Below are 14,887 nucleotides of genomic sequence, written 5' to 3'. Positions count from 1 at the left end.
AGTTCATACATGCGCAAAACAACTGTCAACTGTCACTTGTCAACTGTCAACTAAACCGTCAACTATGACGTTTATTTCGCTATCGATAAAGCGAGTCGTCAGTTTATCGCCGACTCGCAGATCGGAGGCATGTTTGATGATCTTGCCCTCTTTCAGGGTCAGGCTATAACCTCGCTTCAAGATATAATCGGGAGAAGCCATCTTGATGAACTGCTCCGTAAGCTGGATGAAACGTGCACCTTCGGAGAGACTGGAAGTAACGCCGTTCCGTAAACGCAGCTCCGTATTCTCAAGCAGCGACTGGCGGCGGGATAACAAGCCCGATGCCATCGCAGGCAAACGACTTGCGATCGTCTGCAGTCCCGAACGATTCCGCTCGATCCGGTTGGTCACGACAGAAGGGAAACGGGTGGCGAGCAACTGCAACTCGTTCTTCCGGCGGGATAGGATATCCATCGTCGATAAACGGACTGCTTGCCGCAACGCTTCCAACTCCTCGGCAACGCTGTCCATCCTGGAAATCAGGAACTCAGCGACAGCGGTCGGTGTCTTCATCCGGGTATGCGCTACCAGATCCACGACCGTATCATCCCGCTCGTGTCCGATGCCCGTGATAATCGGCAAAGGGAATTGCGCACAATTCGCCGCCAACAGATAGGAGTCGAAGCTGTTCAAGTCGGAAGTTGCCCCGCCTCCCCGGATCATCACGACCACATCGAAGAGATCTTGGTGTTGATAAATCTTGTCCAAAGCGGCTATAACAGAAGCCTCCGTCCGATCTCCCTGCATCAAGGCGGGGAATAGCTTCACATAAAACGGGTATCCCGCCTTATTATGTATCAGTTGATTCATGAAATCCTCATAACCGGCGGCCGTCGGAGAGGTAATGAGGGCGATCCGCTTAGGAAGCTTAGGGAAAGGCAATTCCTTGTTCAGCGTAAAGACGCCCTCCTCCTGCAATTGGCGGATGATCTCCATACGCTTGCGCACCATATCGCCTAACGTATAGGCGGGATCTATATCCAATACCGTAAGACTCAATCCATATAGCTCGTGAAACTCGACCGATACCTTTACCAGCACCTTCAAGCCTGAGGCGAACAGCTGACCAGTCTCCATCTCGAAATAGGGCCTCAACATACGGAATGTCTTCGCCCAGATAGAGCCTCGCACCTTGGCGACCATCTGCCCGGTCCGCAAATTCTTCTCCACGAACTCCAGGTAGCAATGGCCGGAAGCGGTATTCACCCGCACATCGCTCATCTCCGCACGCACCCAGCAAGTCTCCGGGAAAGCCCTCGACAGCGCACCCCGTATGCGAGTATTCAGCTCTAACAAAGATAAAGCCTCTTTCTCACCCGATAAGTTATTTAGATTCGGCCGCATATTTACGCTCTTGTTTATAAGCTTTGTACACATCCGGGATGCCATATCCCAACTCAGCGTCCGGTTGCTCAAACTTACTGCCGAAACGCTGCAAAAGAGAGATTATATCCTTATTCGTCAGACCGGGAAACGCTTGCCATAGACAAACACCCAACCCCGCTAAGATCGGCGTAGCGAAAGAGGTACCGTTCGCGTAACGGATATTCCCCGTAGGATCTATCACGCAACAGCCCGTACCCAAGGCAACCACATCCGGCTTCACTCGGTAATCCGCCGTAAAGCCGACAGAACTGAAATTACTTTTCTTCTTACGATCCGTGATAGCACCCACTGTCAATATATCCGGGGCATCCGCAGGAAAGGTTATCTTTCCCCAGCTACCGCCCCCCTCGTTGCCGGCGCTACTAAACAACAAGATCCCTTTTGATGAAGCCATCTTAGCGGCACGACTGATCAAGGAAGTCTTCCCGTCCAATTGATCTTGATGATAGTTCAGGGCCTCTACATCAAAAGAGAAATACCCCAACGAAGAAGAGACCACATCCACTCCCACGCTATCGGCAAATTCCATAGCTGCCGTCCAATAATCCTCCTCGATGGGAAACTCCGAACGGCTATCCTCGCTCTTTATCAGCCAATATTCGGCTTGGGGAGCCGTACCGACCATCAAACCCGGCGCATCAGCGGCCAAGCAAGATAAGACCTTCGTCCCATGATCATCCCCGATGAAAACGCTTCGGCCGGGGAAAACCACGTTATGCGTTCCTAATAACCGCAAGGAATCAAATACGCTGATCCGATCCACGTTCATGAAACCGGCATCGACCACGGCCACACGCATACCCTTACCCTTAAAGCCCGCCTCATGCAATTTGATACCGTTCAGCATCTTGATCTGCTCCTCGGCATAACCGTAAGGCGATTTCTCCGGTTTATCTATTGGCATAAACCGTGTCGTATCATTCTCCTCCCTAGGAATATCGATTTCCTCGTCACCTTTCCAGACCCATTTCACGGAATCCACGATCGGGAGGCGCAAGAGACGCTCAGCGACCAAGCTATCCGGACTGGACACCACGACCGTAGAGAACCATTTACTCTCCAGCACCGGTTTTCCTCCATTGGCGGACAAGGTATCCAGATAAGCTTGAGCGATCGGCAAATCCGATTCCGACACCGATATACCTTGCCGGTTCCGTCGCTCGAGAGACTCCTTGGAAAGATATTCCTCCGGGTTATCCAGCGTATAACCGGAATCCCCTTTATCTTTCAAATACACCCGAAAACGAAAACTTTCCCCCGCATGTACTCCCAAAGAAAACAAACTGAATACGAAAACGAATATTGCAATATATTTACTCATAGAACCTCACAAACCAAAAAACCCGGCACTGGAATAGGCCGGGCTCATGTATAATTCTTCGTCTTATTCATTGATATTACAGATAGGAATCTCACGTTTAACACTTTGGCGTAAAGAAATCAAAGTCTCTGTAGCCGTAACACCCGGTATCTCTTGAATCTTGGAGTTCAAAAGTTCCATCAAATGCTCGTTATCACGGGCATACAGCTTGATCAGCATCGTATACGGCCCCGTAGTGAAATGGCATTCTACCACTTCGGGTATTTTCTCGAATTCCGGGACAACATCCTTGTACATAGATCCACGCTCCAGTTTCACGCCGATATAGGTACATGTATTATACCCTAATATTTTAGGATTGATGTGATACCCTGAGCCAACGATCACATTCATATCAATCATGCGTTGAACCCGCTGATGAATAGCTGCACGAGATACGCCGCACTCCTCGGCAACATCTTTAAAAGGAATCCTAGCATTCTTTGAAATAATGTTCAATATCTGCCGGTCCAGTTTGTCTATCTTCTCCATTTTAAATTCGCTTTATTATATGCATTCAGATTTAATGTATCAAAAGTATATAATAAATTTGAATCCCATATCATTGTGAAAGAAAAAAGTAATCAATAAATAATAAAAGCGGGCAAAAAATGCTTTTTAGCATAATTTGCCCGCTTATTATCTTACAAACGTTCTGTTTCTATTTTTTCGCTACTTATTCTTTTATGATGTCAAGCAACTCAACCTCGAACTTCAACACACTGTTCGGTTTGATGTCTTGTCCTGCGCCACGTTCGCCATAAGCCAACTCAGCCGGGATCCAAAAGATATATTTAGAACCAACCGGCATAATCTGCAAGCCCTCAGTCCAACCCTTGATTACTTGGCCAACACCGAACTCAGCCGGCTCGCCACGATCCACAGAGCTATCAAACTTAGTACCGTCCAACAGCGTTCCGGTATAATGAACTTTTACCTTATCAGTAGCGGTCGGCTTCGCACCTGTACCTTCTTTCTCTACCTTATATTGTAAGCCGCTCTCAGTCGTGATAACACCTTCTTTTGTCTTATTCTCGGCCAAGAACTTCTCGCCCTCTTCTTTTGTCTTCTGGGCCTCGCGAGCCTGAGCCTCTACGAAATAGGTCTGCAAATATTGTTGAGCTTCTTGCGGAGTCATCTTCATAGCGGAGGAATCGCCCTTGATAGCCTGGATAAAACCAGCGATCAAATCATCTACGTTAGCCTCACCACCAGGCAAAGTCTTTAAGTTCTCCTTATAACCGGCACCTGTACTGATACCAATAGCGTAGCTTGCGCTATCGATAGAAGTCTTCAAGCTCGCACTCTTGTGAGAATCACCGCAAGAGGTGAAAGATGCGCCCATTGCTACAATCACTGTAGCGACTAATACACTTAACTTTTTCATTTTTCTTTAACTCTTATATATTATTTTTCGATATCTAATAACTCAACGTCGAAGATCAACGTACTATTCGGCTCGATAGCCTCACCTGCCCCACGTTCGCCATAAGCAAGGTTAGACGGGATAAACAATCTCCATTTAGAACCGACCGGCATCAACTGCAAGGCCTCTACCCATCCCGGGATTACCTGTGAAACACCGAATACGGCGGGCTCACCTCTCTGTACGGAGCTATCAAACACCTGACCGTTGATTAACGTACCGTGATAGTGGCATTTCACTTTATCGTTCGCCGTAGGTCTAGCGCCCGTACCATTCTTCAGCACCTCATATTGCAAACCGCTAGGCAACTCTACCACACCCGCCTTATGCTTATTGATAGAAAGGAACTCCTCACCGGCTTTCTTATTGATCTCCAGTTTCTCTTGTTGAAGCTTCATGAAATAATCATTGATCACTTGTTTTGCCTCATCATAACTAAGAGCAGGTTTTGCCTCTGTTAAGACGTCTTTCAATCCCTGTACAAAATCTTCTACCTGAAGATCCTTGATGCCTGAGTTTTGGAAATTATTTCCGATACTTAAGCCAAGCGCATAACTTACTTTATCCATTCTTTTTTTGTTCAACTAATTATAAGCCACAAAAGTAATGCTTTTAATCGTATAACAGCATTTTGTAAGAACTTTTTATTTCATCCAAAGTTTTTTACGAAATAAAGTCGTAACTTCGTAAATATATTATGTACACCTATACATTTACATTAAAAGCAAGTAACAGATGAAAAAGTTAGTCATACTTACCGGAGCGGGTATGAGCGCAGAAAGCGGTATCTCCACTTTCCGTAACTCGGACGGGTTATGGGAGAAATACCGGGTGGAAGATGTCGCCACGCCGGAAGGCTTCACCGCCAACCCGAAATTGGTTCTCGACTTCTACAACCAGCGCAGAAGAGAATTATTGAGTACGAAACCTAACGCTGGTCACCTCGGGTTAGCAGCTTTGGAGAAAGATTTCGATGTACGGATCATTACCCAGAATATCGACAATTTACATGAACGTGCGGATAGCAGCCACGTAATCCATCTGCATGGGGAGTTGATGAAGGCATGTTCCGTAAGGGACCTGGACACGACCTACGATCTATCACCAGAGAACCCGGATATTCATCTGGGAGACAAAGACCCTTACGGAAATCAGCTACGTCCTTTCGTCGTATGGTTTGGTGAGGCGGTACCCATGATAGAGCCTTCCATCAAACTGGTGGAAGATTGTGATATCTTCGTGATTATCGGCACCTCCTTAAACGTCTATCCTGCCGCCGGCTTGCTGAACTACGTGCGCCGGGGCCAACCGATCTACTTGATCGACCCAAAAGACGTACGCACTTATCGCAACGATATCAAGCATATACAGGCTGGAGCCTCGGAAGGGGTCAAGAGGCTGACGGAGTTGCTTAAGCAGAATTAAACAATTCATACACTCATTAGGTCTGACGGAGGCAAGTATAAACACGAAGTTCTAGGAAGCAGCCGTAGCAGGTAAAGAAAGAACCCGGAGCATGGGGGTATTTCATTCAGTCTCCAAAAGCATGTACGTGTTTTTTCCAAACAATAATAGGCTCAATATCCCAACCGGATATTATCCACCCAAAAGGTATTTCCCGGAGAACCTACGTACGAGCCTCCGTGACTGGAACAGAACTCTAAGATCATATGGGTTACCTCATCGTCCTCCGTTCCCCAGCCGATTTCTTGGATAGGGACGTTCTTGCCTTTGCTGTTCAAGCTATAACGGGCAGACTCTCCGATTTGAAAACCCATATATTCTTTATAATCGCTACGTTCCATGATATCGCCGTATAAGATTGGGAAGTTGGCATCGCTTACCCAATCCGTATTTTTGTCCATCCGGATCACCAGCGTACCGATACGCTTGGCATATATGTTCCCGTCCTTATCCTCCCAACGCTTCTGAAGAAAGAGATTCACCAAAGGCATATCAATGCCATCGACCTCCGATCTCTTGCTAAAACCACTCAATTTAATACGATTGGGATCACCGGAGAGCTTCACCTTATAATCGAATAACAAGGACGTAGGTTTTTGGTGAAACGGGATACCGCAAACGATCTGTCCCCACGTCTCCGAAGAATTCTTCGCCGGTTCCAGAAAACGGCCGAGATAGAGGCATCCCCCGACCAACACCTTCACGTTCATGATACCCATCGCCGAGATCGATTCTATACCCGTCTCCAGCCGTGCGCAATACCCCTCATCCCGTCTTTCGGGGTAGACACTGACGCTAGCTTTCGTAATCCCGCTCACCCTTGCCATCACGTTAGAACTGCCCCAAGGCGAAACTTTCGACTCAAAAGGTCTATTTCCGATAATCGTATCCATAGGGCCAACGCAGTAAAGTGTCTTTGTCTCCTTCCCAATAATAGCCGATTCCGTGATCTTACGTACCACCCACTGATCCAGATCGCCATAACGGATCGCTTCCGTCTTTCGCTGGGCATATAGCGCCATACTCATCCCCAAAAAGACAAATAAATAGCCTAACCGATTATTTACTACCATAAGTTACCCCCCTATCCAAATCCTTTTTTATTTTTGCAGTGAAATTAATTAGAATCGATAACACAAGGAAGGTCCGTATAAAGAATTTATTCGGATTATCCATGATAAATAACAAACGACGTGAATAAACCCATGGCAGAAAAACCCCGGACACCCTCCATCGCAATCTCTTTACTACCCGTAGTGACATTAGTCATCATGCTGGCCGTAGCCATCTATATTTTCCGGGGCGATTCCCTTGGAGGAGCCAGCCAAATCGTATTATTGATAGCCACCTCGATCTGCTCTTTGATCGCCGTCTTTCATTGCAAGATCAAGTGGGAAGATATCGAGGGGCAAATCGCCCGTAACATCTATGGGATCGCACCGTCTGTCATCATCCTTTTATTGATCGGAACCCTATCGGGCAGTTGGATGGTAAGCGGGATCGTGCCGTCCTTGATCTATTATGGGTTGCAAGTCATGCAAACGGATTTCTTCCTCGTGGCCTGTTGCCTGCTATGCAGTATCATATCGGTCATGACGGGTAGCTCGTGGACTACCATCGCCACCATCGGGATCGCCTTGATCGGGATTGGCGAGGCGCAAGGCTTCAGTACGGGGTGGGTAGCGGGAGCGATTATATCGGGCGCTTATTTCGGGGATAAGATGTCGCCGTTATCAGACACTACGGTATTGGCGGCCTCCGTAACGGACACACCCCTTTTCACACATATCCGGTATATGCTTTATACGACCGTTCCCTCTATGATCGTCACACTGACCGTATTCAGCATCGCCGGATTCTCGAGAGAGACAGCAGACGCATCCCAGATAGCCGCTTTCTCCGAAGCCTTGAAAAGCTCGTTCCATATCACGCCTTGGCTTATGATCGTACCGATCGTTACCGGAATCATGATCGCCAAGAAGACACCTTCGATCGTGGTGCTTTTCGCCTCCTCCATACTCGCCGGAATATTCGCCTTGATTTTCCAGCCAAACGCCTTATTGGAGATTTCCGGGATCACCGATAGCGGGATTATCGCCTATATCAAAGGCCTGCTGATGACTTTCTATGACAGCACGCAGATACAGACCGGCAACGAGACCTTGAACTCTCTAGTCTCCACCCAGGGAATGGCCGGGATGATGAACACGATTTGGCTGATCATTTGCGCCATGTGTTTCGGCGGGGCCATGTCCGCTAGCGGCATGCTAGAAAGTATCACACGTATCTTCTTGCATTTCATGCGAGGCCGTACCAGCATGGTCGCCTCTACCGTCGTGTCCGGATTATCCTTGAATATCTGCACGGCGGACCAGTTTATCGCCATCATCCTGAACAGCGAAATGTTTAAAGAAGTATATAAGCAACGTGGATTCGAGAGCCGCCTGCTTAGCCGGACAACGGAAGACTCCGTCACCGTCACCTCCGTACTGATCCCATGGACCACTTGCGGCATGACACAATCTACAATCCTTGGCGTATCTACTTGGACTTATTTCCCTTATTGCATCTTTAATATCGTCAGCCCGTTTATGAGCATTCTTATAGCGGCAACCGGTTATAAGATCGTCCAAAAGACTATGAAATAAGGAAATCAATCTATAATTCATAGCGTTATTCAAAGTATTTTTAGTATTTTCGCACCATTATTATTTAAGCGACTAAATGAACAATGGAAAATCATCTTAAGAAGATGCCCTCCCCTCTACTTTCACTAGTGCCTATCCTCGTACTAGTAGCTCTTTTGTTTGTAACCATACGCACTTTCGGCAGCGACGCATTAAGCGGCGGAAGCCAAGTCGTATTACTTACCACCACGGCGGTCGCCTCCCTTTTAGCCATGATCTTCTGTAAAGTCAAATGGCGTGATATCGAAGAGGCGATATGTAAAAACATATTGGGAGTGGCCACAGCTATAATTATCCTATTGTTGATTGGCGCCTTATCCGGTAGCTGGATGATCAGCGGTATCGTCCCGACCTTGATTTATTATGGGATGCAAATTATCCATCCGAGTTTCTTTCTGGCCTCTTGTTGCGTGATCTGCGCTGTCGTATCCGTTATGACTGGTAGCTCGTGGACTACCATCGCCACGATCGGTATCGCCTTGATGGGTATCGGCGAGGCACAAGGTTTCGCTACGGGGTGGGTAGCTGGGGCGATCATCTCGGGCGCTTATTTCGGGGATAAGATCTCACCGCTCTCGGACACGACGGTATTAGCCTCTTCCGTAACGCATACCCCTTTGTTCTCCCATATCCGGTATATGATGCTTACGACAATACCGTCTATGGTGATCACGTTGATTATTTTTACCATAGCGGGTTTTACGCATACCTCGAACGCATCCGGGCAAATAGCCGAGTTCGCCGCCTCGTTGAATGAAAGTTTTAATATCTCGCTCTGGCTACTGATCGTACCAGTGGTAACGGGTATATTAATCGCCAAAAAAGTACCGTCTTTGATCACCTTGTTTATCTCGACGGCGATGGCCGGGGTGTTCGCAATCTTTTTCCAGCCTCATTTATTGCAAGAGGTAGCGGGAGCATCGGTAGCGGATGCCTCCTCCCTGTTTAAGGGATTATTCATGACATTCTACGGGAGTACCCAGATCGATACGGGTAACGAGGCATTGAACAGCTTGGTCGCTACCCGGGGTATGGCGGGTATGATGAATACGATCTGGCTGATCATCTGCGCCATGTGCTTCGGCGGCTCCATGACGGCCAGCGGTATGCTGGAAAGCCTTACGTCCGTATTCCTGCGCTTTATGAAACGGAGGGTCGGCATGGTGGCGTCTACCGTATTCTCCGGTTTATTCTTGAATATCGTTACGGCCGACCAATACATATCCATTATCCTTACCGGAAATATGTTCAAGGATATCTACAAGAAAAAAGGATATGAGAGTCGCCTGTTAAGCCGTACGACGGAAGATTCCGTAACCGTAACGTCCGTGCTGGTACCGTGGAACACCTGCGGCATGACGCAAGCCACGATATTAGGCGTAGCGACCCTAACGTATCTTCCTTATTGCTTCTTTAATCTGATCAGTCCGTTGATGAGTATTACGATGGCCGCCATTGGCTTCAAAATAAAGCAACACCATGAAGAAGATCAGAGTATCATTGTTAACTAAAGTCGTTATCGCTATCGCCGCTGGCGTATTGTTCGGCCAGTTTTTACCGGGAGGAATCGCACGTATCTTTGTAACCTTCAATTCATTGTTCGGCAACTTCCTATCGTTTTCCATCCCTCTAATCATATTGGGGCTGGTGACTCCCGCTATCGGAGATCTGGGCAAAGGAGCCGGAAAGCTATTATTGATAACCGCCTTGATCGCTTACGGTTCAACAGTCTTCTCGGGTTTCTTCACGTTCCTGAGCGGATCGGCTATATTCCCGCACATACTACCGACCAACACGGAATTGACGGCGATGGAGAATCCGGAAGATTTCATGCTGACACCTTACTTCACGGTAAATATGCCGCCTTTAATGGATGTCATGACAGCCCTGCTGCTATCCTTTACGATTGGCCTAGGGCTTTCTAATATAGCGGGAACCACCCTGCGTGACTCTTTCACGGATTTCAAGGAAATTATCATTAAGCTAATCGAGGTGGTTATCATCCCGTTATTACCGCTCCATATTTTCGGTATCTTCCTGAACATGACCGTGAGCGGACAAGTCATGAGTATTATCACGATGTTCCTCAAGGTTATCATAGTCATCTTTGTCTTACATGTATTATTGTTATTGATCCAATTCACGATAGCCGGAGCCATAGCCGGGAAGAATCCGCTCCGCCTCTTGAAGAATATGTTACCGGCCTACGCTACGGCTCTGGGGACCCAATCCTCCGCCGCCACGATTCCCGTGACACTGGCGCAGGCTGTCAAGAATGGCGTACGGGAGAATATAGCGATCTTTACCGTACCGCTTTGCGCCACGATCCATCTGGCAGGTAGCACTATGAAAATCGTAGCTTGCGCTATGGCTATCATGATCATGGCGGGAGAACCGATTACCTTCTCCAACTTCAGCGGATTTATCATGATGTTGGGAATTACGATGGTAGCGGCTCCGGGGGTTCCGGGAGGGGCTATTATGGCCGCTTTGGGTATCTTGCAAAGTATGCTGGGATTCAATGAGACACTGCAAGCGTTAATGATCGCCCTTTATATTGCCATGGATAGTTTTGGCACCGCTTGCAACGTGACGGGGGATGGCGCTATCGCTGTCGTGGTGGATAAAATAGCCGGGAAAAACACCCCATAGTTACCTAGAGTAGCAGGAAGCCATAAGCGCCTCCAAGCTATCGACCTCTTTTTCCCGCATCATCGTAAGGGCGATATGGGCACAGGCGTAAGCGTCGGCCATGGCGTTATGATGTCGGGTAAGGTCGTAACCGCAGTGGGCGGCTACTGTCTGCAACTGATGATTTACCAGAAAAGGATACATCTTCCGGGAGAGACGGCAAGTGCAATAGAAGGGATATTTCGGATAGGCTAAGTCATACACCTCGTGGGCGGCTTTCAGGCATCCCTCATCAAACGGACTGTTATGGGCAACAAGGGGGAGATCCTTTAGTTTCGGGGCGATGCTTTCCCAAGCCTCCTCGAAACATAACGCATCATTCGTATCCTCAGCAGTCAATCCATGTATGGCCGTAGTCCAACGGGTATAGAAATTAGGGGTAGGACGTACCAAGGTATAAATGCTATCTACTACCCAGTCATCCTCCAATATGGCGATACCTATACTGCAAATACTGCTCCGCTTTCCATTAGCGGTCTCAAAGTCAATGGCTGCGAATCGTTCCATAGATAGATTACTCGTTTTTAATCCGTTTACTATTTATTTGTAGAGACGTGGCGTGCCCCGTCTCTACAAATAGCCTCTCATTATTTATGGCTCCAGTCCCTTGGTGCGGGGATAGGGACTAGCGGTTTGCGTTCTTTTAATTGTTTCATGACTTCCTCGATAGCACGGTCTAATTGTTGATCCTCACCGTTCCATTCCTTGATGGGGTCGTTATCGATCAAGATATCCGGATCCACACCATGGTTCTCGATAATCCAGTTACCCGTCTTCGGATCATAGCTCGTGAAGAAAGGCACACGGATATCCGTACCGTCCATATAAGGAAGCGGGCCGCTAATACCGATGATACCGCCCCAAGTACGGGTTCCGATCAATTTACCTAAGCCAAGCGCACGGAAGCCCCACGGGAATAAATCGCCATCGGAAGCAGAATACTTATTGATTAAGCAAACTTTCGGGCCAACCTGTACGGCATCCGGCACGGTCCCGATCAAAGAAGAACCCCGGCGCATCGTCAAACGATACGGCTCACGAGACAGACGTTCCAGAATCATCGGGGAGACATTTCCACCGCCATTCGCACGATCATCGATAATCAAACCTTCCTTATCCAATTGCGGATAGAAATAGCGGGAGAACTCATTCAAGCCTTCCGGCCCCATATCCGGGATATAGATATAACCGACCTTACCGTTCGTCGCCTTATCTACCTTCTTGATATTATCTTGGATCCAATTATAGTGATACAAAGAATATTCTTCCGCCAACGGACTGACCACGATCTTACGAGCTCCCGCCAACTGAGGCTTGCTATTCAAGGACAACTCGGTCGGAACGTTCGCTTTTCCGATCAACAACTTATACATATCGTTCACGCTATTCGTAGGAACCCCGTCTATAGCGACGATATACTCTCCGGCCTTCGCCTCAACACCCGGTTCTGTCAATGGAGAACGTAATTCCTTACTCCAAGAAGCCCCCGGCAGGATCTTCTCCAAGCGGAAGAAACCACTCTTATCCCGAGAAACCTCAGCTCCTAGCAACCCCATCGATATCCGTTTAGGGCTTTCCACCTCACCGGGATTCACATAAGCATGCCCTACTCCCAGCTCGCCGATCATCTCACCAATAATATAATTCAAGTCCAAACGTGTTTTCACGTAAGGAAGGAGGACTGCATATTTCTCCTTGATCGCCTTCCAATCCTTGCCATGCATATTCTCCAGATAGAAACCATCCCGGAAAGCACGCCAAGCCTCATCGAAGATTTGCGCCCATTCCTTCGTATAGTCTACCGTGATCTTCATATTTGCCAGATTAACCGGCTTGCTTAAATCCGCTTTACCTTTCGGTATATCGGTTACGAATAGTTGATCGTCCTTAAAGAAAACAGCTTTCTTGCCAGCCGGATCAACTATCATAGCGGCATCGCTAACGGTTTCCTCTTTCTGTTTCTTCAAGTCAAACATCTTCATACCGCCTTTCGTGAAATAATACACGTTCGTTCCATCAGAATAAAGATCGTAGTAATTCGATCCCGGCAAGGGGAGCTTAACGATTCGATCCGTGATACCCTCTATATCAATCTTTACGACCGGAGTAGAAGCCTCATTCTTTGTCTCGTCCTTTTTAGAGGCATCCGCTTTCGCCGGGGTAGATTCAATGGCTACCTCCGCATCCGTTTCCATAAACGGGGAAGCGGTATCCTTAGACAATAATGCCAAATATACGCCCCCCATATTAGTATATACATGATTCCATTCCGTTTGGCTATACGTAGGATTGAAATCACGGGCAGAAGTGAATACCAAATATTTGCCATCCGTACTGAATACCGGAGAATAAGACTCGTACCATTTATCGGTCACAGGATATTCTTTCTTACCTGCGATATCATAGACATAGACGATCGAGAAATTATTATCAGACACACGTGAATAAGTCAACCAGTTATTATCCGGAGAGAAACTTACGTTGCGGGCTTCACCTAACAGACTTTGTGAGACATTTGTTAGCTGTTTGTTAGATACGTCCAAAAGATTGATACGATTCTTACGATCCGTATAAACAATCTTCTTAGAATCCGGACTCCAATGGAAAGTACGGATATACGTATCGTTATTCTTGGTCAACTGGATAGGCTCTCCCCCCTCGGAATCTTGGAGATACAGCTCGGTCTCGCCGGTAGCGTCAGAAATATAGGCTATATGCTTTCCGTCCGGTGACCATTGAGCGTCACGTTCGTGCGCTCCCGGGGTACGGGTGATATTTTTCGTAACCCCTTTATCTACCGGAATATTGAATACCTCGCCGCGAGCCGTCACCACCATACGCTCACCTTTTGGGGAGAGGCTGGCACTCGTGATATATTTGGAGCCATCCTTGATCTCGCTACGTGCGTATACATTATCGGAGGCAAGGGTTACATTCACTTTCTCCGTTTTTTTCGACACGGCATCCATCTTATAAATATAGCCTCCATTTTCGAAAACGATCGTATTGCCGAAACTGCTAGGGAATTTCACATCGTACTCGGTGAAGTTCGTCACCTTACTTGTTTGTTTCGTCTTCGTATTGTAAACAAACAAGTTCATCGTGTAATCCCGATCTGAAAGGAAATAGATCTCATCACCAATCCACATCGGAAAGATATCTTGCGCCTCATTGTTCGTGATATTCTCTACACTTTTCTTCTCCGGATTATAAACCCAGATATCATCGGCCATACCACCCTTATAATATTTCCATGTACGGAACTCACGCATTACCCGGTTGTAAGCCAATTGTTTTCCATCGGGCGAATAGCTACAAAAGCCGCCCTCGGGCAAGGGAACCACCTCGGAAAGGCCACCTTCTTTATTTACCGTATATAACTTACCGGAGAACCCATCACTGATGCGGTTGCGGTAAACAATACCATTACCGTCTGGTGTCCAAGTCATCACGATATTATTCGGGCCCATGCGATCGCCCAAATCATCACGGCTATTCGTAGCCGTGTAAGTGATACGCAATGGCTCACCGCCGGAAGAGGGCATCGTGTACACTTCCGTGTTACCGTCGTACTGTCCCGTAAAAGCGATCGTCTTACCATCCGGGGAGAAACGGGGAAACATCTCATACCCCACATACGATGTCAATCGCTGTGCCTCACCACCTGTAGCCGGGACCTTATATAAATCCCCGGCATACGAGAAAACAATCTCTGAACCATTTGTAGCCGGGAAGCGCATCAACCTCGCCTCATCCACCGCCATCAAAAACATAGGGATAGCGACAGTCGCCAATGCTGTTAAAATCTTTCTTTTCCTCATAACCAATCTT

Annotated in this window: 12 protein-coding genes; 4 read left to right on the top strand and 8 right to left on the bottom strand. The window is 47.6% G+C overall.

Translation table 11 applies throughout. The features are described 5' to 3' along the window. Positions 1–39: 39 nt before the first annotated feature. The 5 genes from xseA to E5342_RS09895 form a co-directional block, all read right to left on the bottom strand. The gene (gene xseA, locus E5342_RS09915; protein ID WP_121735476.1) at positions 40–1,386 is read right to left on the bottom strand and encodes an exodeoxyribonuclease VII large subunit; all 1,347 of its coding nucleotides are present in this window, start codon (positions 1,384–1,386) and stop codon (positions 40–42) included. Further along, positions 1,367–2,749, bottom strand: coding sequence for a S8 family serine peptidase (locus E5342_RS09910; RefSeq protein ID WP_135959311.1), 1,383 nt, complete (start codon positions 2,747–2,749; stop codon positions 1,367–1,369). Before E5342_RS09910 ends, xseA begins: the two co-directional genes overlap by 20 nt. A gap of 63 nt (positions 2,750–2,812) precedes the next feature. Further along, a complete protein-coding gene (locus E5342_RS09905) occupies positions 2,813–3,280 on the bottom strand; it encodes an Lrp/AsnC family transcriptional regulator (RefSeq protein WP_005860962.1) in 468 nt (155 codons plus the stop codon). A 184-nt stretch (positions 3,281–3,464) separates the two neighbouring features. Then, positions 3,465–4,175: an FKBP-type peptidyl-prolyl cis-trans isomerase gene (locus tag E5342_RS09900; protein WP_121735478.1), complete on the bottom strand. Its 711-nt coding sequence runs from the start codon at positions 4,173–4,175 to the stop codon at positions 3,465–3,467. A gap of 20 nt (positions 4,176–4,195) precedes the next feature. Further along, complete coding sequence (locus E5342_RS09895) at positions 4,196–4,783, bottom strand: FKBP-type peptidyl-prolyl cis-trans isomerase (protein ID WP_135959310.1); 588 nt, start codon at positions 4,781–4,783, stop codon at positions 4,196–4,198. Positions 4,784–4,949: 166 nt separating this feature from the next. Between E5342_RS09895 and E5342_RS09890 the strand changes: the two genes are divergently transcribed. Beyond that, a complete protein-coding gene (locus tag E5342_RS09890; RefSeq protein WP_121735480.1) occupies positions 4,950–5,639 on the top strand; it encodes an SIR2 family NAD-dependent protein deacylase in 690 nt (229 codons plus the stop codon). Positions 5,640–5,791: 152 nt separating this feature from the next. On the opposite strand, the gene E5342_RS09885 is transcribed toward E5342_RS09890, so the two are convergent. After that, on the bottom strand, positions 5,792–6,751 hold the full coding sequence (locus E5342_RS09885; RefSeq protein ID WP_121735481.1) for a PCMD domain-containing protein: 960 nt from the start codon (positions 6,749–6,751) through the stop codon (positions 5,792–5,794). 132 nt (positions 6,752–6,883) lie between these two features. On the opposite strand from E5342_RS09885, the gene E5342_RS09880 reads away from it, so the two are divergent. The 3 genes from E5342_RS09880 (at position 6,884) to E5342_RS09870 (ending at position 11,017) form a co-directional block, all read left to right on the top strand. Next, positions 6,884–8,326, top strand: coding sequence for a Na+/H+ antiporter NhaC family protein (locus E5342_RS09880; protein ID WP_135959309.1), 1,443 nt, complete (start codon positions 6,884–6,886; stop codon positions 8,324–8,326). A gap of 83 nt (positions 8,327–8,409) precedes the next feature. After that, positions 8,410–9,876 (top strand): Na+/H+ antiporter NhaC, encoded by a 1,467-nt coding sequence (gene nhaC / locus E5342_RS09875; RefSeq protein ID WP_036611667.1) that lies wholly within the window; start codon positions 8,410–8,412, stop codon positions 9,874–9,876. Further along, positions 9,845–11,017, top strand: coding sequence for a dicarboxylate/amino acid:cation symporter (locus E5342_RS09870; protein WP_121735483.1), 1,173 nt, complete (start codon positions 9,845–9,847; stop codon positions 11,015–11,017). The genes nhaC and E5342_RS09870 overlap by 32 nt, the downstream gene beginning before the upstream one ends. Here the strand turns inward: E5342_RS09870 and E5342_RS09865 are convergent, their stop codons facing one another. Next, complete coding sequence (locus E5342_RS09865) at positions 11,018–11,563, bottom strand: 3'-5' exonuclease (protein ID WP_121735484.1); 546 nt, start codon at positions 11,561–11,563, stop codon at positions 11,018–11,020. It lies immediately after the preceding gene. An 80-nt stretch (positions 11,564–11,643) separates the two neighbouring features. Continuing rightward, entirely contained in the window at positions 11,644–14,877 is a 3,234-nt protein-coding gene (locus E5342_RS09860) for a S41 family peptidase (protein WP_121735485.1), read from the bottom strand. Positions 14,878–14,887 lie beyond the last annotated feature (10 nt).

This window comes from Parabacteroides distasonis (assembly GCF_004793765.1).
In the GTDB taxonomy this organism is placed as follows: Bacteria; Bacteroidota; Bacteroidia; order Bacteroidales; family Tannerellaceae; genus Parabacteroides; species Parabacteroides distasonis_A.
This window is presented reverse-complemented; position numbering and strand designations above follow the sequence as displayed.